Annotated in this window: 10 protein-coding genes; 2 read left to right on the top strand and 8 right to left on the bottom strand. The window is 59.8% G+C overall.

The genetic code is table 11. From position 1 onward, the window contains the following. The first annotated feature begins 388 nt into the window (after nucleotides 1-388). Nucleotides 389-10,621, top strand: coding sequence for a T9SS type A sorting domain-containing protein (locus VMY05_08620; GenBank protein HUV31134.1), 10,233 nt, complete (start codon nucleotides 389-391; stop codon nucleotides 10,619-10,621). Between the two features lie 73 nt (nucleotides 10,622-10,694). Here VMY05_08620 and VMY05_08625 read toward each other — a convergent pair whose 3' ends face one another. Genes VMY05_08625 through dtd form a run of 8 tightly spaced genes read right to left on the bottom strand, consistent with a single transcriptional unit; the run spans nucleotide 10,695 to nucleotide 18,767 of the window. Further along, complete coding sequence (locus tag VMY05_08625) at nucleotides 10,695-11,165, bottom strand: 23S rRNA (pseudouridine(1915)-N(3))-methyltransferase RlmH (protein ID HUV31135.1); 471 nt, start codon at nucleotides 11,163-11,165, stop codon at nucleotides 10,695-10,697. Continuing rightward, nucleotides 11,158-11,559, bottom strand: coding sequence for a secondary thiamine-phosphate synthase enzyme YjbQ (locus tag VMY05_08630; protein ID HUV31136.1), 402 nt, complete (start codon nucleotides 11,557-11,559; stop codon nucleotides 11,158-11,160). Before VMY05_08630 ends, VMY05_08625 begins: the two co-directional genes overlap by 8 nt. Beyond that, nucleotides 11,556-12,470: a signal recognition particle-docking protein FtsY gene (gene ftsY / locus VMY05_08635; protein ID HUV31137.1), complete on the bottom strand. Its 915-nt coding sequence runs from the start codon at nucleotides 12,468-12,470 to the stop codon at nucleotides 11,556-11,558. The genes VMY05_08630 and ftsY overlap by 4 nt, the downstream gene beginning before the upstream one ends. Before the next feature lie 12 nt (nucleotides 12,471-12,482). Next, nucleotides 12,483-16,145, bottom strand: a complete 3,663-nt coding sequence (smc, locus tag VMY05_08640) for a chromosome segregation protein SMC (protein ID HUV31138.1) — start codon at nucleotides 16,143-16,145, stop codon at nucleotides 12,483-12,485. 15 nt (nucleotides 16,146-16,160) lie between these two features. Then, nucleotides 16,161-16,739, bottom strand: coding sequence for a hypothetical protein (locus VMY05_08645; GenBank protein HUV31139.1), 579 nt, complete (start codon nucleotides 16,737-16,739; stop codon nucleotides 16,161-16,163). Nucleotides 16,740-16,754: 15 nt separating this feature from the next. Then, nucleotides 16,755-17,711: a helix-turn-helix domain-containing protein gene (locus tag VMY05_08650; protein ID HUV31140.1), complete on the bottom strand. Its 957-nt coding sequence runs from the start codon at nucleotides 17,709-17,711 to the stop codon at nucleotides 16,755-16,757. 17 nt (nucleotides 17,712-17,728) lie between these two features. After that, nucleotides 17,729-18,334 (bottom strand): Maf family protein, encoded by a 606-nt coding sequence (locus VMY05_08655; GenBank protein HUV31141.1) that lies wholly within the window; start codon nucleotides 18,332-18,334, stop codon nucleotides 17,729-17,731. Further along, a complete protein-coding gene (gene dtd / locus VMY05_08660; protein ID HUV31142.1) occupies nucleotides 18,321-18,767 on the bottom strand; it encodes a D-aminoacyl-tRNA deacylase in 447 nt (148 codons plus the stop codon). The genes VMY05_08655 and dtd overlap by 14 nt, the downstream gene beginning before the upstream one ends. A 123-nt stretch (nucleotides 18,768-18,890) precedes the next feature. On the opposite strand from dtd, the gene VMY05_08665 reads away from it, so the two are divergent. Further along, nucleotides 18,891-23,156, top strand: coding sequence for an acyl-CoA dehydratase activase (locus VMY05_08665; GenBank protein ID HUV31143.1), 4,266 nt, complete (start codon nucleotides 18,891-18,893; stop codon nucleotides 23,154-23,156). Nucleotides 23,157-23,168 lie beyond the last annotated feature (12 nt).

The raw sequence follows: 23,168 nt of genomic DNA on the forward strand, positions 1-23,168 counted from the left end.
AGAATAGGAAACGGTCGGCACAAAACTGTCCTTCCAATTCACAAAAACGCGATCCGGCTGCAAAAGCAGGGGGATGGAAAGGGGAAGCGTTTCGGGTTAGCATTGAAACAGAGTTGGCCTGATTCTTGCGTCAACTGTCGGCAGTGACTTAGGTGCTTGACTTGCAAGCAGAAATAGATATATTTATGGCGACAAGACAACGGGTTTACTGCGACCATTTACTGCCCTATAGTCACCGAACGGTTGATAGCGATCAGATCGGCACCAGAGTTTTGCGGCCTGCAAAGGGGCTGGCTTTTAGCGGCGAGTTGCTTTGGCAGTTCCGAGGGACTCCGGCAGACGATCCAGCGCCGGTCAACCCGTAGGTGTTCGACGTTTTGGAGGAAAGATGTTGAGGAAAGGGTCAGCCAATAAAGTTCTTCTGATAGCCTCGATTTTCGTTGTCATCTCATGTTCCTGGATCACGGCCGCCGAGGGCGGCGGTTCAGACGACATCTGGGTGCCCAGCCTGACACTTCCGAACGACACCACGCTGTACCTCTGCGGCCCCGAAGAAGTCTGTTTCGAGGTTAGCGCCAGCGACCCCGACGCTAATGACACGCTGGTCCTGACGCTGGTATCCGGCCCGATTGACATGCCCCCGGACACGTTTCCGAACGTTTTCACGACCACCGTCTGTTTCCAGGCCGACGGCGCCGGTGTCTATGAATTCCAGTTCATGGTAAAAGACCGCTTTGGGCACGAGGCCTATGGTTCAGTAACGTTTACGGTGGAGCTCGGCAATCCACCCGTTTTATCGGATCAGTCATTCGCCGCCGAACTGTGCAGTCTCAAGGAGGAGAGAGTCCTCCTCCTGAGCTATGACAACCCGCAGGGTGACTGGGTCTTCGAACTGGTTTCGGGTCCCGGTACCGTGGATCCCCTGACCGGAGCTATAACGTACCAGCCTGACACGTCCGGGGTCTTTGTGTTCGAGGTGGCTGTAGGCAACGCCTGTGGCGCCGACACGGCCACGATCACCGACAACCTCGTGCTTAACCTGCCGCCGTACTGCGTCGGGTTCGACACCACGATTTTCCTGTGCGGGGTTGAGGAAGTCTGCTTTGACGTCCTTGCCGTCGATCCGGAGGGTGATCCCATAACGCTTCAGCAGCTCGAGGGCCTCGGTTCGTTCACCCGGTTGAGTGACACCTCCGGTCGGACCTGCTTCTGGCCGTCCGAGGTTGACTCGGCGACTTACCGGTTTATCTACCGTGCCGCCGACAGTTGCGTGCTGGCGGCCGATGAGCTTTCCTCCGGACTGGAGGAGGCGGAGCCCCAGTGCTGCCTTGACACCGTGACTGTTATCGTGATAATCGATGATCCCCCGCAGCTGGTGTGTCCGGAAACTCAGGATTTCTGGTCCTGCGATCCGGGCACTTTCTGCTTCGACATAGAGTTGATCGACAATCATCCGGACGAGGTTACGCTGAACGTCCTGTCCGGGAACGCGACTATCGACGGCACCACGGTCTGCGTGACGGCCGACGAATCGACCGAGCTCGTCGTGGTCATCGAGGCCGTCGACGATTGCGGCGCGGACACGTGCTCCATGCCGGTCTCGGTACGGCTGAATCGCTCGCCGTACGTTACGATGGTTGATGACCGTGAGATATCCCTTTGCCAGCCGGAGATCGTTTGTCTGCCGGCGGCGGCCGACGACCCGGATTTCAATATTGCCGCGGTCTCGGTCAACTTCGGGTCATATGACGAGGCCTCGGACATTTTCTGTTTTCCCGCCGACACCTCCGGCCAGTACACCCTCGTCCTGACTGCTATTGACTCCTGTGACGCAACTGACAGTGATACGGCGATCATAACGATCAAACTCAACGAGCCGCCACTGGTCGACCTCGGCGATGACTTCACGGTTGACGAGTGCACGACCACCGAGATCTGCATTGACGACGGCGTCGCCGACGACAACGTGAAATCGGTTACGAGCAACTTTGGCGTGTACGATCCGGAGACGGGCCGTGTCTGTTTCGTGCCCGAATCGTCGGGAGTCTACACGGTCTGGGTGACGGTGGAAGACGACTGCGGCCTGACCGCGTCGGACACCGTCGTGGTTACCGTCGAAATCGGCGGGCCGCCGGTCATCACGGACTTCTCGGACACGTCGGTCTTCCTTTGCGATGCAGAGGAAGTGTGCCTGACTCCGCAGATCACGGACCCCGACGGTGACATAGCGACCATATCGGTCGACGAACCGTTTAGCTTCGCCGACGGCAGTGTCTGCTTCACGCCGGACACCGCCGGGCAGTATATAATTATCTTGGGGGTCACCGACAGTTGCGGCTTCATGGGCGTGGCCACGGCGACCGTGACCGTCTCGCTGAACGAAGCCCCGGTCGCGACCCTGCCGGATGATCAGCAGTTCTCCCTCTGCCAGCCGGAGGTACTCTGCCTGCCGGCGACGGCTGACGATCCGAACTTCAATATCGCCGAGGTGTCCGTCAGTTTCGGTGAGTTCGACGACGCCAGTGATCGCGTCTGCTTTACGGCTGATACATCCGGTCTGTACACGATCATCCTGACGGCCGTGGATTCCTGCGGCTGGACTGACAGTGATACGATGCTGGTCACGGTAACACTGAACGAGACACCGCTGATCGATCTCGGGCCTGACTTCACGGTTTCCGGCTGCGAGCCGTCGGAGGTGTGCATCGACGTTACCATAGACGACGACAACATCGGCCTGGTCACGTCCAACGTGCCCGGGTTCGACCCCGAGTCCGGACGGCTCTGCTTCATGCCCGACACCGCCGGTGTTTACACGGTATGGGTGCGGGCCGAGGATGACTGCGGTCTTGTCGCGGCTGACACCGTCGCCGTTACGGTCGAGATCGGCAGTGCCCCGGTAATAGCGAATTTCGAGGATACGACGGTGTATCTCTGCTTTCCGCAGGAGATATGCCTGGAGCCCCTGGTGAGTGACCCGGACGGTGACCTGGCCACGGTTACGGTCAGCGAACCCTACACGCTCAGCGAGGGGCGGATATGCTTTGTGGCCTTCAACCAGGGCACGTACGCGATTTCCCTGACGGCCACCGACAGTTGCGGCTTTTCCGTGACCGAAACCGCGATCGTGACTATACGGACCGACCAGGCTGTAGCCCTTGAATGCCCGCCGGACACGACCGTGTTCCTGTGTGAACCGGACACGCTCTGTTTCCCGGTTGAGGGCGTCCCGGACGGCGCCGAGGTGAAAGTCAGCGGGACCAACGTCTGGTGGAACGACACCACCTCTTCAGCCTGCTTCTACTCCGATTGTTGCCTGGAAAACACCATTACGGTAAACGTCACCACCCCCTGCGGCACCTACAGCTGCGAGTTCACCGTCCAGGTGCAGACCAACAGCGAGCCGCTGGTCATTTTGCCGCAGGATACGGCCATGCAGTTCTGCGAGCCGACCACGGTCTGCCTGCCGGTAGGCATTACGGACGTGGACGGCAACGTCAACCCCGCGCTGGTATCGGTACTCCTGGTGGATGCCGGGGGTACTCCGGTCGGCGAGGGCGTGTTTGACGATTACAGGGACCTGATCTGCTTCGACGTCGATACGTCCGGAACCTACATCGTGTCGGTCACGGCGATTGATTCCTGCGGCCTGGCCGACAGCGACCTGATTGAGGTCGCGGTTCAGATGAACACCGCGCCGACGATTGCCGTTACGGATGTTCCAATGGAGCCCCTGTGCGAGCTGCCGGCCGAAGTATGCCTGCCGTTCACGGTGTTTGATGCCGACGATAACCTCGTCGGTGTCTCAACCACGCTCGGCAGCGTAGCGGACAATAGCGTCTGCTTTGTCCCCACCGATTTCGGCGATTATGAGATTATCCTCACCGCGACCGACGACTGCGGGCTGGTCGGGGCTGATACCGTCGTGGTTTCGCTGGTGAAGAATCCCGGCTGGGTATCCATCGACTGCCCGCCCGGCCTCGACACCCTGCTCTGTACGCCGGACTCTGTGTACATGGACGTCTCCGGCTGGTTCGCCGGGCAGGATTACGTTGTCGAAGTACTGAGCCCGTGGGCCGTGCTGGAAGACGGTTTTATCAAGTTTTACGTGGGTGAGGAAGGCTTGGTAGGCTTGCTGGAGATTGCTGCTTCCTCCGACTGCAACAGCGATACCTGCAAGGTCCCGGTCAATGCCCAGGTGATAGACTGGCTGTTGTTCACGACTTGCCCGCCGGATACAACGGTTCTTGTCTGCGGGCCGGATACGCTGGCCTTCCCGTTCGAGACGGTCGGTGACGGCGGGCTGCAGGGCCAGGTCGTGGTTGACCCGCCGGCCTATCTCGCAGACGGCATGATCATGGTGCCGGTCCTGGCACCGGGCGCTCAGGTGGTCACGGCGCGGGCTTTGAGCGGGGTTGACGGCGAATGCAACGTGGATATCTGCACCTTCTCGGTCACCGCCGAGTTCAACGGTGCGCCGACGGTCAGCGCGCGTGATACCAGCCTTACGCTCTGTGAGCTTGAAGAGATCTGCGTGCCGTTTGAAGCCTCCGACCCGGACGACAACCTGTTGGAGGTGGTCAGCTCGCTGGGCTCCGTGACGATCAGCTATACGAGCGGCGCGAGCGGTCAGACCGGCGGAGCGACGGCGGTTGACTTCGTGCGCGAGATTGCCTCACCGCCGATCGGCGGCAAGGTCTGCTTTACGCCCGAGGCATTCGGCACTTATGAAATTATCCTTACGGCTATAGATGAGTGCGGCGCCGAGGGCTACGATACGGTCGTTGTCTCGGTCTCCGCTGCGGCGTGGGTGGACCTTCAGGCCGACCCGCCGGTCGAGCCATTCCTCTTCTGCGACGGCCCCCAGACGATCTGCTGGCCGGTCACTGTTATCGGTGATCCGACCGGGATTGTCGTGTCGTACGGGACCTACGATGCCGAGGACGGCATGTGTTTCGTGGCTGATTCGAGCGGCCTGTATACCATAACCATGATCGGCGTCGCCGCGTGTAACGAGGATACGCTGGACCTGACCTTCGACGTGCACATTCTCGATTCCGTCCAGGTGGTCTGCCCGGTTTCCGACACCTCGCTGTTCTTCTGCGATCTGCCGCGTTCAATCTCCCTGCCGCTGACCATTCTCGGCGACGTGGAGAACATCACCGCCCTGCCGGAGGGGACTTCCGCCGACGGTAACTCCGTGCTCATTCCGGTCGACGCCGAGGGGGAAATCACGGTTGTGGTTATTGCTGAAGGCTACTGTAACGTCGACAGTTGCACGTTTGTGGTCAATGTAGATGCCAACGAGCCGCCCGTCCTGGTGGCGGGTAATGACACCTTGGCGGTGCTGTGCGAACTGGGGGAGGTGTGCATCGGGTTCAACCTGTTCGATCCCGACGACAACCTCGTCGAGGTTCGAACGACGCTCGGCCTGATCGACGATACGATAATCTGCTTTACGCCGGAGGCTTTCGGCGACTACGAAATGGTCATTACGGCGACGGATTCGTGCGGCGCGGTGGCTGAAGATACCGTTTTGATTGCGGTGAGCGAGGGAACGTACGCCGCGATAGATTGCCCGCCCGCGCCCATGTCGTTGGCCATCGATCTTCCCGGCTCTCTTATGATACCTATTGCGATTACGCCGGTTGACGCCGAGGTCACGGTTCTGCCGTTCGGCCGCTATGATTTCGGCACCGGTGAGTTGATTGCCTATATCGAGGAACCCGGCACGTACACCTTTACGATCATTGCGGCGGCCGAATGCAGCAGTGATACGTGTGTCGTGGAGGTCGAGGTAATCCAGTACATCCCGCCGCTGGTCGTCTGCGAGGGAAGCGTTGATACAGTGCTTTGCCTGGTCACCCCCGAGACCCTGTGTATGCCGGTCACGGTTTCGGGCACCGCCATTTCCGTGGATGTCCTGCCCGTGGGTGAATACGCCGACGGTTACGTCTGCCTCGACGTTGACACCGCGGGCACGTACGAGCTGCAGATAATCGCCGCCAACGAGGCGCAGGCCGATACATGTTATTCGTCGTTAACGGTGACACTCGGCCGTCCGCCCGTCATTGACATGCCCGACAGCCTCACTTTCGCGCTCTGCGATCCGGCCGAGGTCTGCGTGCCGGCTGTGTTCGAGGACACTGATTTTGACATCGCGGAGTATTCCGTCAGCTTCGGCACCTATGACGACGTCGACGAGCAAATCTGCTTTGACGCCGAGGCAACCGGCGTGTATACGATAATCGTGAGCGTATCGGATTCCTGCGGTAACGTGGCCATCGATACGGCCGTGGTTACCGTGAACGTGAACGCCGCTCCCACCGTCAGCGCAGAGCCGGGGACGTACTTCATCTGCGAAGAGCCTCAGGTCTGCGTTGCCGTTGACGTTGTTGACGAGAACATCGCCACCGTCGTCACCAGCATGGGCGATTACGATGCTCAGGCGGGCCAGGTCTGCTTTATCCCGGATACGAGCGGAGTCTACACGCTGATTGTGCAGGTGACCGATTCGTGCGGCGCCGTGGCGGCGGATACGGCTGACCTGACGATCCAGGTCAACCAGGTGCCGGTGATCAGCGGCTTGACGGATACGTCGATTTACATATGCTCGCCGCAGGAGATCTGCCTGAGCACCGAAGTCGTGGATGCCGACGGCAATCTGGTGTCGGTGACCTTTGACGGCCCGGGGACTTACGAGGACGGCCTGATATGCTTTATCCCGTTCTCGATGGGCCAGTACCAGTTTACTCTGACCGCCGAGGATGTCTGCGGAGCGATTACCGTGGTGACGGCGGTAGTTACCATCGAAACCGATCAAAGCCTGTCCCTGAAGTGCCCCGCCGACACGACCGTGTTCCTGTGCGAGGCCGATACACTCTGCTTCCCGGTTGACGGTATCCCGGAGGGAGCCGAGGTAACCGTCAACGGAACCAACGTCTGGTGGGATGAGGCCACCTCTTCGGCCTGCTTCTACTCCGATTGTTGCCTGGAAAACACGATTACGGTAAACGTTGCCACCGCCTGTGGCACCTACAGTTGCGACTTTACCGTTACGGTGCAGACCAACAGCCGGCCGCTGGTGATCCTGCCACAGGACAAGGCGGTTGTTCAGTGCCAGTTCGAGGAAATCTGCCTGCCGGTGGGGATTACGGACGTGGACAACAACGTCCTGCTGGTGACCGCCGATGGGGGAGTGTTTGACGACTACCGTGACCTGGTCTGCTTCACCCCGGACACCTCCGGCCTGTATAAAATCACCGTGACCGCCACCGACTCCTGCGGCCTGTCGGACAGTGATGAAATCCTCGTTGACGTCACGCTGAACCGGCCGCCGGTAATCACGTATGAGTCGCCCGGGGCGGTAACGGTATGTGAGTTTGAGGAAATCTGCCTGCCGGTCGATATCGATGATCCCGATGGCAACCTGGATCAGGTCAACGTCGTTGGCGGTCGCTACGACGAGGCCGGCGGTACGGTTTGCTTCACGCCGCAGGATCTCGGGCAGGCCTGCCTGTCGATCATCGCCACCGATACCTGCGGGCTGAAAGACTCCATCATGGTCTGCGTCGAGGTGGCCGCGGGTGATTCGGTGGCAATTGATTGTCCCGTGGATCCGTTCCCCTCCGTTCAGCTATGCGCGGCGGACCAGGTGTGCGTCCCGCTCGCAGTCACCGGAGAGAGCTATACGGTCTCAACCAGCTTCGGCGGCTGGTCCGACGGTACGCTGTGTTTCCAGGCCGACACGTCGGGACTTTATGAGATTACGGTGGTCGCCGATGCGGAGTGCAACCGCGACACTTGCGTTGTTGCCATACCCGTAGATATTCCCGGGCCCGTGACGATTACCTGTCCGCCGGACGCGAACGAGCCCCTGTGCGACCCGGATACCGTATGCTACCCCTTTGAGGCGTCCTCTTCGGCTCTGACGGTGACGGCCACGAGCCCTGCCTACATCAGCGGCGGTGAGGTCTGTGTCCCGATTCTGGAGCCGGGTGTGCTTGAAATCACCATGATCGCCTCAGGCGACTGCGGAGCCGATACCTGTTCGTTCACGGTAAGCGCTGAGTTTAACGAGCCGCCGGTGATCGTGGCCGGTCCCGATACTTCACTGACGGAATGCGGCCTGGCTGAAATCTGTATCGATCTTCAGGTTACCGACGCGGATGACAATATCGAATCGATAACGGCCTCCCTGGGCAACGTCTCGGGTGACAGTGCCGTCTGCTTCACGCCGCCGGATTTCGGCACCTACGAGATTGTCGTAGAGGTTTTCGATGCCTGCGGCGAAAAGGACGCCGACACCGTCACTGTGACGGTCAGCGAAGGAGAGGCAGCGTCCATATTCTGTCCTGACGACGTGCAGCACCATTCCATCTGCGGGCCCGGCAACATATGCGTGATTGCCCCGATCTCGCCGCCTGATGCCAAGGTTACGGTCAGTCCGAGTGGTTATTACGATCCGGGTACCGGTACGATATGCATCTACGCCGACACCGGCGGGAGCTATGACGTGAAGGTCATCGCCGAGGCCCAGTGCGTCAGCGATACGTGTGAGTTTACTCTGAAAGTGAACATGGCCGAGCCGCCGGCCGTGACGTGTCCCGAGACAGTTGATACGCTCTTATGCCTGGCCGAGCCGGAAACACTGTGTGTCCCGGTAGAAATCACCGGCACCATCACCAATGTCACTGTCAGCCCGATTGGAAACTATGCGGCCGGGTTCGTGTGCGTCCCGGTGACCGGGCCCGGCGACTATGCCATTGAGATAATCGCGACCGGGAATTGCGGAGCTGACACCTGCCTGATGCAAATCGACGTTCAGGCGGATCAGCCGCCCGCGCTCACGTTGCCGCCGACCTTGACATTTGAGCGCTGCCCGGGAGACACTGATCCTATCTGTATCAACGGCGTCTTCGCTATGGATGCGGAATCCGAGGTGACCGTCAGTAAGGTATGCGGTATCGGGGGCTTCGCTCAGGCCGATCCTGGCAGCGGCCAGCTGTGCTTCGTCCCTGACACTTTCGGAACCTATACCTTCTGTTTCGAGGCCGATGACGGCTGCAACACGGTCGAGGATACACTCCTTGTCGATGTCGTGCTCAAGGATGACTGCGACGTCTGCCTGCGCGTGACTATCGACGGCGGCGAGTGCACGCCGGTCGGATTGCGCAAGACGGTCGCCATGAACTTTGAGAGCAACGAAGAGGTTGGAGGATTCTCAATTCTGATGGGCTATGATGCCTCGATCTTGAGTTTCCAGAATGCCACCATCGATGGTGGCGTTATTGAGGATTGGGAGTACTTTACATGGAACCTGGGAGGCGGCGCCTGCGGTACCGCCTGTCCTTCCGGAATCGTCCGCTTCGTGGGTATCGCGGACCAGAACAACGGCGCGGCTCATCCGCCCGATTCGGCGTACGGCCCCAGCGGTCCGTCGGTCTTCATTGAGTACCAGGTCGCCAACGATCAGAATATCGGTGGCTTCTTCATCCCGATCAACTTCGTCTGGTACGCCTGTGCCGACAACTCGTTCTCCGACCCATCCGGCGGTGTCCTGTTCATTGATCGCCGCATTTATACCTACGAGGGTGTAATCTTGTGGGATGAGACGGACGACGTTCAGTTCCCCGAAAGCGCGCGACCGTTCGGCCTCGGCGCCCCCGACGATTGTATTAGTGGAGGAGACAAGTCGGAGCCTCTCCGCTGCATAGAGTACGTTAACGGCGGCGTCTGTATCACCCACCCTGATTCCATTGATGACCGTGGCGATATCAATCTGAACGGCCTGGCGTATGAAATCTCCGACGTCGTAACGTTCACCAACTACTTCATCAAAGGCCTGAGCGCGTTTACGGTCAACATCGCCGGACAGATTGCGGCTACTGACGTGAACGCCGACGGCCTGACGTTGACGGTGGCCGACCTGTCGTATCTCATCCGAGTGGTGATCGGCGACGCCGACCCGATTCCGCGACCCGTGCCGTACAGCGAGGAGGTTTTGGTGGCGACCGCCATCGGCTCCGATCTCGTCCGAATATCGACGGAGGCTCCCGGCGACATAGGCGCGATGTACCTGGTCTATGACCTCGACCCCGGAATCCGCGTCGACGACGTGCGGCTGTCCGCTGCGGCTCAGGAGCTCGACCTGATGTACGGCGTGACCGACGGGCAACTCAAACTGCTCGTGTTTGATATCGGTCCGGGACGAATAGCGCCCGGCAACAACAGCATTATCGAGATACCGTATTCAGGGGACGGCTCACTGCGGCTGGTCTACTCTGAGATCAGCGACTACTACGGACGTCCCTATCCGACTGTAAACCTGAAGGCTACGCTGCCGGAGAGCTACTCGCTGGGCCAGAACTATCCCAATCCGTTTAACCCGTCCACGACGATTCGCTTCACGCTGCCGCAGCCGACCGCGTGGGGCCTGAGAATTTATAACGTGGCCGGCGGGCTGGTCCGGGAGTTTAACGGGTCGGACGGTGCCGGCACCGTCGAGGTGGTATGGGACGGCCGGAATCAGGACGATGGTACGGTGGCCTCGGGCATCTACCTGTATCGTCTCGAGGCGGGCGGTTTCAGCGCCTCACGTAAAATGATCTTGCTGAAGTAAGCGTTTTAATATTACCCTTTCTATCTTTCCTCTCAGATCGTCCCGTTGGCGTCACGCTGACGGGACGTTTCCTTTACTTGTGGTAACCGGTGCGGTGCAGAATCGTAAAGGCTCTGTAAAGCTGTTCCAGGAGAATCACACGGACCAGATGGTGGGGGAAAGTCAGGGGGGACAGCGACAGCACCGCGTCGGCCTCGCCCACCAGCCGGTCGGCCAGTCCGTGGGGGCCGCCGATGAGGAATTCGACGCGTCCGCCGCTGGTGGTTTGCAGCCGCTCGATCAGCCGTGCGAAAGCTTCTGAATCGCAGGTGGGACCCCGGTCGCTCAACGCGATGCCGTAGCCGCCCTTCCTCCGGCGGACCAGCAGATCGGATTCGCGGACGCGAATCTCATCGGGGGAGAGGGCGCTGGAGAATTTCGGCGACGGTATGACGGTCAGCGATATGCGGGCGAAGCGGGAGAGCAGCTTGCGGTAGTGTTCGCTCCCCTGCGTGATCCACGGCTCCTTGTCCCTGCCCAGACTAATAACGTGGACTTCAAGCAAGGGCGACTACCTTGACAAGGAGGCGGCGGTTTCGCGGCCCGTCGAACTCGCAGAACTGAATGCCCTGCCACTGGCCCAGGACGAGCCGCTTGTTCTCGAAAAATACCTGCTGCGAGAACCCAAGAAGTGAGGCCTTGATATGGGCGTCGGAATTGCCCTCGGCGTGGCGGTAGCCGTCCTCGCGCGGTATTTCCTTACCCAGTTTGTACAGGATGTCGCGCTTGACGTCGGGATCGGCATTCTCGTTGATGGTGATCCCGGCCGTCGTATGCGGGACAAAGCAGTAGACGATGCCCGCTAAGTGCCCGCTGGCCGAGACGGCCCTCTGCACGAGGTCAGTGACGTCGAGGATTTCCTCACGCTGACCCGTTCTGACCGGCAGTTCCTGGATCATGTGAACAGGGCCTCGGCAAACTGTTTTGAGTCGAATCGCTGCAAATCGTCGATAGCTTCGCCGATGCCGATGAAATCGACCTGCACGCCAAGCTCCTCGGCGACTGCGATGACCACGCCTCCTTTGGCGGTGCCATCCAGCTTGGTTATGATCAGTCCGTCACAGCCGACCGCCTCGGTGAACACTCCCACCTGTGTCAGGGCGTTCTGGCCGGTGTTGCCGTCAATGATAAGCTTGTTGTAAATCGCCGCTTCCGGTGCCGCCTTCTGTATGACCCGCCGGATCTTCCTCAACTCCTCCATGAGGTTGCTCTTGGTGTGGAGACGCCCGGCCGTGTCGATCAGCAGGAGGTCGGCGCCTCTGGCTCGTGCGGCGCTGGCCGCATCGAACGCCACCGCCCCGGGATCCGTACCTTCCTGGGCTCGTACCAGTTCCACGCGGCTCCGCTCGGCCCAAATTGCCACCTGGTCGATCGCCGCCGCCCGGAACGTATCGCAGGCCCCTATAATCACCTTCTTCCCCTCCGAGGCGAATCGCGTGGCCAGCTTGCCGATGGTGGTCGTCTTGCCGACCCCGTTCACTCCGGTGATAAGCCACACGACGGGTTTCGGGTCGCTCTCGTGGAACAGCGCGCCGTTTTCCCGGGACAGGATAGCGGCTATATTCTCCTTGAGCAGCGCCACGGCGCTCTCGCCGTCGGTCAGGCGGCGCTCGCGGGCGGATTGCCGTACTTGCTCGATCAGTTGCCGGGTTGTCCTGACGCCGACGTCAGCTTCGATCAGAATCTCCTCGATGTCCTCCAGCAGGTCATCGTCGAGCCGGCGCCGGCTGACGACCCGGGAGATCTTCCCGAAAATGTTCTCTTTCGTTCTGGAAAGCGATTCTCTGAGCTTTTCGAAACCGCTGCGCATAAGAAACCGGTATTACGTGTCCTCGTCGCGAGTGAGAGATATCTCCGGGCCTATCCGCTCCTGGATACTCTCAGGGAGTTGCTCCGGATACGCGTCGTTGGCGGTTTCCACGCTCACGACCGCGTCCTCGTCACCGTCGTCGGAGCTGAACCTGACCGCCACCAGTTTGGAGATCCCGGGTTCTTCCATCGTGACCCCGTACAGGTTGTTCGAGGCCGCCATGGTGATTTTGTTGTGCGTAATGGTGGCGAATTGCGTCTGGTGGGAGAAGTTGCGGATGATCTTGAGAAACCGGTGGCAGTTGGCGTCGTCAAGCGGCGCGTCGATCTCGTCAAGAATGCAGAAGGGCGAGGGTTTCACGAGATAGAGCGAAAACAGCAGGGCGATGGCCGTCAGAGCGCGCTCACCGCCCGACATCATTGTTATCGGGAGCAGATTCTTGCCGCGCGGCCGGGCCGTGATTTCGATGTCGGATTCAAGCGGATCATCCGGTTCGATCAGCCTGATGCCGGCTTCGCCGCCGCTGAACAGCTCGGCAAACAACTCCCGGAAATTCTTCTGCACTTTCTCCAGCGTGTCGTTGAATAGTCGGCGCGCCGTCTGGTTGATTTTGGCGATGGTCGAGTTCAGGTCACCCTTGGCCGTCTCGAGATCACTCAGCTGCTCACGGAGGAATTTCTCGCGCTCACTGGCCTCGCGATATTCCTCGATAGCCAGCAGGTTGACGGCTCCGAATTTCTTCAGCCGGTCTCTCAGTTCACCCAGGTGCTGCGCGGCCCCCTCGTCGGCCAGACCGTCATCCGGTTTGGCGACCGCGGCGGTGTGGATGTCGACCTCGTAGTCTTCACGAATCCTCTCGCTGATGGAGCGGATCTCAGCATCGATCGTGTTCAGCCTGATGTCGAGTTCGTGCAGCCTTTCGCCGAAGACGTCTCGTTCGTCGCGCAGGCGCTTGATGTCCTTTTCGTGGCCCGACACGCGCCGAAGTAGCTCAGCCTGAGTTTCGTGGAATTTCTCCTGCTGCTCCGATTTCTCCTCGCGGAACCGAAAGGCCGCTTCGAGATCACGTTCCAGCGTGCCGGTGCGCTCCTGAGCCTGGCGGATATCGGTGCGGGCCTTCTCTATTTCCGTCGTATTCGTGCTCAGGCCGGTTTCGATGCTTGACGTAAGCTCATTGAGGTGGGTTATGCGGCTGGTGGTCTGTTCCAGGCGGCTTCGTGTTTCGATCACGGCCACTTGATGTCTGGACACGCGGTCGACCGCGGCCGCGGCGTCGCGTTCAAGGTCTTCCAGCCTGTTGCCGGCAGCCGTGATATCGCCGATGAGATGGTCCTTCTGGTCCGCGAGCTTCGACGAATCCAGTTCGAGGCTGCACTGGCGGCTTTGTATGTCTTCGAGCTTGACCGAAAGCGCCTGCTTCTCCCGGTTCAGGCGCTCGAATTCGGACGTAAGGCTGCGGTGAGCAAAGTCGTTCTCATTGACGTCCTTCTGAACGGACTCGATCTCTTCGCTCAACTCCTGAAGCTGGGAACCGACTTCGTTGGATTCCGCTCTCGCCGCGGCCAGGCGGGCCAGCGTTCTGCCCTTCTCATCACTGATACCCTTCAGGCGCTCGCTCAACTGCGCAACGATCTCCTCCTGCTGCTGCACTTTCTCGCGGCGTCTGAACAACGGGAAACGGTCGTCTGAACCGCCCGAGATGACGTTCTTCCGGTAGACAACGCCGTCGGTGGAGACGGCCGTGAAGCCATAGGGGAGGTGTTCGAGAATTTCGGAAGGGGACGTCTCGGAACCGAACACGATGGTGCGGGAAAGCACGGCGTCTTTAAGAGATCGCATGCCCTCCTCGGTGGAGACGAAGCTGTCAAGCCAGCCGACGACCCCCGGCAGGTCAAGCTGCGGGCGTTTCACGGCAGGAGTAATGGTCCCGGTGTCGGGGACCAGGATGCCGACTCTCCCCTTAGAATTGTCTTTGAGGAAGCGGATAATATCCTCGGCGGTGGCTCGATCGCGGCAGACGATGAACCTGGCCATCTCGCCCAGGGCCGCCTCGGTGGCCGTCTCCATGCCTTCGGCCGGGACAAACAGTTCCGCCACCGTGCCGGCGATCCCCGGCCAGCGATCCTTCTCGTCCATGGCCGACACGACGCCCGCTTCGTACCCTTCATGCTGCAGCATCATGTCTTCGAGCAGCTTGCGGCGTGCCTGGGCGGCCTCGATGGAGGCATTCAGGTTGGCCATGTCCAGCGACAGCGCCTCCCCGGCTTCGGCCAGAGTCTCCATCTCCTCAGTCAGGGCGGTCCGACGCTCATCCACCTGTTTCTTCCGGCCGATCTGGTCGTCCAGAGCGTGACGACGTTCATGCAGCCGGGTCACAAGCTCGCTTTGCTCCTGTTCTCTGGCCGAAATCTGGGATTCGATCTCGGCTATGCGGTCGCTCAGTTCCCGTTGTTGCTGCTTGAGGCTGCGCTCCTCGGTTATTTCCGATGACAGCCTGCCCTCCAGTTCAACGAGCCTTCGGTTCTCGCCCTCTCGCGCCGACCTTGCCTCCAGCAGGCGCCGGTCGATCTCGGCCTGCTCGCTCTCCGCCTGCGCCAACCCCGTCGACTTCTCTTCAAGCGTTTCGGCCAGGCCGTCGGCTTCCTGCCGGGCAGCCTTGATCTGATCGGCGAGAGACTCCAGCCGTTTGCTCAGGGCTTCGTATTCCGATTCGTTCTTCTCGATGAGCCGCTCCGCGTTCGTCTTCTTTTCGCCGAGGATGGAGATCTCCCGCTCGAACGAGTGAGCCGACTCGGTGATAGTATAGATCTCGCGGCCGATTTCATTAAGCCGCCGTTCGATATCGACCTGTTCCTTGCGCTCGGCTTCCAATTGTGCCGCGTGCTGATCCAGGCTGGTCTCACACTGGACCTTCTGCCTGCTCAGGTCCTCGACTTGCCTCCCCAGCGTGCGCTTCTCAGCCTTCAGGGCGCCGACTCGCGAGGCGCCCAGGTACAACTCCCACTGCTTTATTTCATCCACAACCTTCTGGTACCGTTCGGCCTTCTTGTGCTGTCGGTACAGAGAGTTGGCCCGCGTCTTGACCTCGGCGTAGATGTCCTTCAGGCGCAGGAAATCGTGTTCGGTAGCCTCGAGTTTTCTGAGGGCGGCCCGGCGGCGCAGTTTGTACTTGGTGATGCCGGCCGCCTCCTCGAACAGGTAACGCCGTTCCTCGGCCCGGTCCGAGATGACGGCTTCGATCATATCCGGCTGGATCACCGAGTAGGAATGGGTGCCGACTCCCGTGTCCAGGAAAAGGTCCGTGATGTCCCGCAGCCGGCAGGGGACCTTGTTCAGCAGGTACTCCGACTCGCCGCTGCGGTATAACCGGCGCGTCACCTGCAGTTCGTTATACTCGGTGGCGAGAAGTCCGCGGTCGTTGACTACCGTCAACGTGACTTCGGCCATCCCCAGCGGTTTGGCACTGCTGGTGCCGTTGAAGATCACTTCCTCCATTTTGCCGCCGCGGAGCAGGGAAGGCTTCTGTTCACCGAGCACCCAGCGCAAGGCGTCGAGGATATTTGTCTTGCCGCATCCGTTCGGCCCGACTATGGCCGTCAGACCGTCGGCAAACGTTAACGATGTCTTGATTGCAAAGGACTTGAAGCCGAGTATTTCCAGTCGCTTGAGATACACGAAGCCTCCATGCAGTTACCGGGTTGCGCGTGGCGTCAATCCATCGACGGACCTGTTCATTATGCTGCTCAGCGTTTCCAGCAGGGAACGGTAGATGTTGCGCTCGTCCCGGAGGTACCTGGTCTTGATCTCCAGGTTGTAGAACGGCACTCCGAGGTGGTTCCCCCGGCCGATCCGCGTGGCGTCCGGGAAACTGAGCAGAATGGTTGACGTGAAAAGGGACATCTCCAGGTTCATGTCCAGCACGGTGTCAAACTTGTATGACCGAAGGTGTTCGAGGTAGTTGCGTTTCGGAAGGCCGAGCCAGGTGACCTGGTCGGCTGTCGGTGTCAGGATCTGGAAGCCCTTGCGCGGGTATATGTCCGAAAGACGCATACCCGGCATGGACAGCAGCGTGATATCGGCGGGCTTGAACAGCTGTGTGATCGCCGGCAGGAATTGTTTCACGAGAGTCAGCTCCCGCAAGCCGCCCGGCAAACAGACAAGAACGTGGCGGGGATGAAGCAGGGCCGACGGAAAGGACATGGGTACCAGCGCCATCTTCCTGCGGATGCGGCTGACTTGGTAGGAACCGACGATACCCTTCAATCCCATGGACATTGCTTCCCGCTATAAGCTGTCAGGCGTTCTCTGCTCAGGTGAGGCACCCGTAGAATCAGCCTCTTGTGTTCGGACCGCGTCCTGTCGGCGCATCGGCGGACGAACCGCCTCGGGGGCCGCGATGGGGCGAGTCAGAATAGAGGCCGCGTTGGTCTGGTTGATTTCCGACCGGGAGATTCTCCCGGTCTCCGGATCTCGCAGGTTGACTACCTGTCCGTTGAGCTTTGTCTCCACGCGGGACGGGATACCGACCGATACGAGAAACCGGTATTTGGCCTCGAGCTGATATTCCCGCCACGGCACCAGATTTCGATATACCACCGTGTCACCGTCGGCCACAACGGTGGCCCAGCTCTCGTCACGCGCCGTAAGGGTGAGTGTCAGGCCGGTCGGCTTTTCGTAGGCCGGGACGTTCCACTCATAACGTGTATATGCGGCCGCCACGGAACCCGGGGAGTCGTCCTCAGACGCCGACCCCGGTGCGTTGTCCGAAGCCGTTGTCCGTTCACCTTCCATGGCCGGGCTCTTGAGGAATACCTCGTAAACGACGAGAAAAGCCGCGAGGACGACAATTGCCGCCACCACCATAGCTATGACGCGCTTGCCGAATGCCGATCCGGCCTCGGCTGCGGCAACTTCGGCCTGATCAGCGGCGTTCACTTCCCCGTCCGCGGCTGAGTCCGTGGCTGCTTCCGCGGCCTCATCGCTCCCGGCGGGAGACTCCTTAAGGTCCATAGTGATGGCTTCGACGGTGCGCGTGTAATCGATCCCGAGACGTTCCGCATACGACTTGGCGAAAAGGTTGAAATAGAGATCGGACGGCAAACCGGCAACGTCACCGCTCTCTATCGCTTCGAGGTTGTGTATGGAGATTTTCAGTTCGTCCGAGAGATCGTTCAGGTCGATCTCCTGACGTTGTCGCTCGAGTTGAAGCAATCTGCCAAGTTTTGTATGTAACTCACTCATTTCCAGCCTCTAACCTGCTACAGCCGGGCAAGCGCCTCGTCCGCAAGACGTTCCAGAAGCGTCCGGGGGAAACCGATAACATTATCAAGTCTGCCTTCTATCCTGTCAACTAAAAATGCCCCCATTCCCTGGATGCCGTATGCCCCGGCCTTGTCCATCGGCTCCCCGGTGGCGATGTACTCCCTTATCTGCCGGTCGGACGCGACGTTGAAGAACACCTGTGTCAACTCGTAACCCGAGGCCAGGACGCTGCCGCCCGACACAAGCGCCAGGGCCGTGCAGACCACGTGCTCCTTGCCCGACAGGGTCATGAGAGTCTCGAAGGCCTCCCGTTCGTTCTGCGGTTTATGCAAAACCTGATCTTTCATGACAACCACGGTATCACAACCCAGGACTATTGCGTCGGAGCCTGCCTGACGCGAGACGTTCAGGGCTTTCTGCTCGGCCATGCGCTGCGCGTACTGGTAGCAGGGCTCTCCCGGCTGACGCGTTTCGTCAACCCGAGGAATGAGGTTGCGAAAGCGGATTCCCATCTCGGAAAGCAACTTCCGCCGTCGCGGGGACGCTGATCCAAGGACGAAGTCGGCCGTGTCGGCCAGACGGTGCAGGCTACCGGGCGTCATGATCGAGGATGATTGTGACCGGTCCGTGGTTGGTGAACTTAACGTCCATTCTGGCCCCGAAAACGCCGGCGCCGGTTGTCAGCCCGCTGGCGGCAACTCGTTTTACAAAGCACTCGTACAGGCGTTCGGCTTCGGTCGGCTCCATGGCTTCCGTAAAGGCCGGTCGTCGGCCCTTGCGCGTATCGGCGTAAAGCGTGAACTGGGACACCACCATGATCTCGGCGTTCACGTCGAGGGCCGAAAGGTTCATCTTCCCTTGCTCATCTTCGAATATGCGCAAGTTGACCGCTTTATGGGCAAGCGCACCGCAGGAATCCTCCCGGTCGTCCGTCCTGGTCCCGAACAGGATCAGCAGGCCGGGCCCGGTCCGGCTGTGTAACTTCCCTTCAAGCCACACTTCAACGCCGCTCGTTCGTTGTATGATCAGTCGCATGATTCCAGCCGCTAAAGCGCTGAATATAACGTGCCGCCGGTAAAAGGCCAACGGATTATCGCGCCCGGCCGTTCCATTATTAACTTGCTATGCGAATCCCTGCAACCGTAGATTGGAGTCCTTATGGACAGAGTATTCCGCTCGTTCGGTATCGACATCGGATCGGTGGCGGTTAAAGCGGTTCTCATGGACGGGGACCGGATCGTACGGACGGCTTACCGGCGTTTTCAGGCCGGAGCCTTTGAAACGCTCCGCGAACTCCTCTCCGAGAGATTTCCGGAACTGACAGGACAGCCCGTCTTTCTCGGTCTTTCCGGTATCGGCGGCAAGACCGCTCAGACCGTCTTCGGCGGCAAGGCGTTCGGGGAGATAGCGGCGCTGGCGGCGGGGAATTTCCTGGCTGTGCCTCAGGCCCGGACCGTGGTCGAAATGGGGGGAGAGGATTCCAAGCTGCTGATCCTTGACAGCGCCCGCAAGACCGTCGTTGACTTTGCCATGAACGCTCAGTGCGCGGCGGGAACCGGCTCCTTCCTGGATCAGCAGGCCTCGCGGCTGGGTATTTCCATAGATGATGAGTTCGGCCGACTGGCCTTGAAGTCAGTCAATCCGCCGCGTGTAGCGGGGCGCTGTTCGGTCTTCGCCAAGTCTGACATGATTCACCTGCAGCAGACTGCGACCTCCGATTATGACATCGTGGCCGGACTGTGCTTTGCCGTGGCCCGCAACTTCAAAGGTTCCATCGCCCGCGGCAAGAACTTCGTCAAACCTGTCGCCTTCGAGGGCGGGGTTGCCGCCAACCCGGGCATGGTGAGGGCATTCACCGAGGTGCTCGACCTGGAGCCGGGCGAACTGATCGTCCCTGAGCGCTTCAACGTTCTCGTGGCGCTCGGCGCCGCCCTGCTGGCGCGCGAGAACGACGCCCTGGTCCAATCGTTCGATCCGGACAAGATCGACACCTACCTGCAGTACCGGAACGTGACCGGCTCCCGGCATGAGGCACTGTCATATGATTTTCCTGAATCCAAACACTACGACATTACGCTGGCGGACCGCCCGCACGATATAGATGGCCTCGAAGTCTACCTTGGCATCGATGTCGGCTCCCTTTCCACTAATCTGGTCTTGGTCGACGACGGCCACCGGGTAATTGCCCGGCGATACCTGATGACCGAAGGCCGGCCGATAGAGGCCGTCCGGCGCGGGCTGGCTGAAATCGGCCAGGAGGTCGGCAACAGGGTTAGTGTCAAGGCCGTGGCCACCACCGGTTCGGGCCGCTACCTGATCGGGGATTACGTTGGTGCTGACATCGTCCGCAACGAGATCACGGCCCAGGCCACCGCGGCCATCAATATCGATCCCACCGTTGACACGATCTTTGAAATCGGCGGACAGGACTCCAAGTACGTCTCCATTGACGACAGGGCGGTGGTCGACTTTGAAATGAACAAAGCCTGCGCGGCGGGCACCGGCTCGTTTCTGCAGGAACAGGCCGATAAGCTCAAGATCAACATAGAGGGCGAGTTCGGCGACCGCGCCCTGGGGGCGAAGTGCCCCGTCGGCTGCGGGGAGCGATGCACCGTGTTCATGGAGTCCGACCTGGTGGCGCACCAGCGTTCGGGAGCCAGACAGGATGATCTCATTGCCGGGTTGGCCTACTCAATCGTCACCAATTACCTGACCAAGGTCGTCGGGGACCGGCGCATCGGTGACAATATTTTCTTCCAGGGCGGAGTAGCGTGGAACAAGGGGGTGGTGGCCGCCTTCGAGAAACTGACCCGCAAGAAGATAACGGTACCGCCCCATCATGACGTCACGGGAGCCATAGGGGCGGCCATTCTGGCTATGGAGAAGGCCGTCGAATCCGGCTTTGTGACCAGGTTCCGCGGGTTTGACCTTTACAAGCGCAAGTACACCCTCAGCACCTTCACCTGTCCGGACTGCTCTAATCGCTGCGAGATCCGCCAGGTGGAGATCGAGGACGAATGCACGTTGTATTACGGTTCCCGCTGTGAGAAGTACGAGGTGGACAACCATCGCAAGGCGGCCCTGCCCCCCGACTATACCAAGATTCGCCAGCAGTGCCTGTACAAAAGGTACGTTGAAATTCGCAGGCCCCGGAAATCGCGGGGTCGGGTAGGCCTGCCGCGCGTTTTGCACTTCTTCGATTATTACCCCTTCTGGCGGGCTTTCTTCAACTCCCTCGGCTACACCGTCGTCAATTCCGATCTGAGCAACCAGCGCATCGTGGAGGATTCGCTCGAGCTGTTCAGTGCCGAAACGTGCTACCCGATCAAGATGGTTTACGGGCACATTGCCAACCTCATCGCCAAGAAGGTCGATATCATTTTCATGCCGTCGGTGATAAAGGTGGCCGACGAGACGGAGGACATTGACGACGGAGGTTACATCTGCCCGTACGTCCAGACCATCGGCTCCTCGATCAGGGCCCGTTTTGACTTCGCCTCGAGCGGCGTCCGCTTCGTCAGTCCCGCCGTGTCGCTCAGTGACGATATCAGCGAGCTTCGCCACAGGTTCAAGGCAGTGCAGTCCTCGTTGGGCCTTTCCGAACGGGAACTCAAAAAGGCGCTGGGTACCGGCCTCACGGCGTACCGGAAATATCGCCTGTCGCTCCAGGAAGAGGGGCGGAAGATTCTCTCCAGCCTTGAACCGGATGAGAAAGTGCTGGTGCTGGTCAGCCGTCCGTACAACGGTTTTGACCGGCGCCTTTCGCTGGATCTCCCCGGCAAGGCCCGCAACCTCGGTCTGAGAGTTATCCCCATGGATTTTCTGCCGTTGTCGGGCAACGGTGTGGTCATGGATCGCATGTACTGGCGGTACGGCCGGTTGATTCTGGCGGCGGCGGATTACATCAGGAACCACCCGAACCTGTACGGCGTGTACATCACGTCGTTCGGATGCGGACCGGATTCGTTCATCACGCACTTCTTCCGCAAGGTTATGTCGGGCAAACCGTACCTGCAACTGGAACTGGACGAACACTCGGCTGACGCCGGCCTCATTACCAGGATTGAAGCTTTCATCGATTCCCTGCGCTTCTACCGTTTCAGGTCGCCGGTCACCTGTTTCTCGATCACGTCCGACACTTTTCGGCCGTTCGAAAGGACCATCTACATTCCCAATATGTGTGACCACGCGTATGCCATCGGGGCTGCCATGAGACGGTTCGGTCTGACGGTCCAGGTGCTGGACGAACCGGACGAGTCCACGCTTGATCTGGGCAAGAAGTTCACGAGCGGCAAGGAATGTTTCCCGTGCCAGATTACGACCGGCGACATGATCAAGAAAACCCGGGAGCCAGAATTCGACCCTGCACGAACTGTCTTTTTCATGCCCGGCGCCAGCGGGCCGTGCCGCTTCGGACTGTACAGCCAGTTCCACCGGATCGTCCTTGATGATCTTGGTTTCACGGAAGTCCCGATATTCTCACCGCATTCGGATGATGGGTATGCCGAGTTCGGGCTTGAAGGTACGGCCTTTCGTTCTCTGGCCTGGAAGGGGATAGTGTTTGTCGACTGCCTTATCAAGATGAAGCACCGGACGCGACCCTACGGAATCAACACCGGAGAGACGGAAAAGGTTTACTATCACTACCTCAAACGGCTGGACCAGGCCATCCTGAAAGACGAGTCGCTGGCTGATCTGGCCGCTGAAGCGGCCAGAGCGTTCCGGGCCATCCCCGTGGCTCCGACCGAGCGGCCACTGGTCGGCGTGGTCGGAGAAATCTACCTTCGCAATAACCGCTTCTCCAACAATCACCTTATCGACAAACTCGAGTCGCTGGGGATGGAAGTCTGGCTGGCTTCCTTCGGGGAGTGGCCGATGTACACTTCGTTGACGTTTAAAGAGGATTCCCGGCAAAAGCGTGACTTCAAAGCGATTCTGAAAAGCACTCTCCAGGTTTATACGCAGCGATGGCAGGAGCACCGCATAACGGGCTGGTTCTCACGGCACTACGCCATCAGGCACGACTACCTGGTTGAGAAAGTGCTGGCCCTGGCTGAAGACTATATCTCACGGGATTACAAGGGCGAGGCGATACTCTCCATCGGCAAGTCGATCGAGATGACCCGGGAGGGTGCTTCAGGCATTGTCAACGCCATGCCGTTTAACTGCATGCCCGGTACGGTCGTCAGCTCGCTGTCAGAGAAAATCTCCGAGGACCTTGGCGGCATACCGTGGCTCAACATAAGTTACGAGGGGCTCCGTGATTCGGGTGAGGAGACGCGTCTTGAGGCTTTCGCGGAGCAGGCGCGTTCCTTCGGCCGCGCGCGTGACCGTGCGGCGCGCGAGCTGTCCGGACAACCGGCTCGGACGACAGAGTCTGAGGTGTCGTCTCGCAGTATCAGATCGACCACGGATTCCGATTGATTTTCAAAGTGA

The organism is Acidobacteriota bacterium, from assembly GCA_035529075.1.
Lineage (GTDB): Bacteria > Zixibacteria > MSB-5A5 > GN15 > FEB-12 > DATKXK01.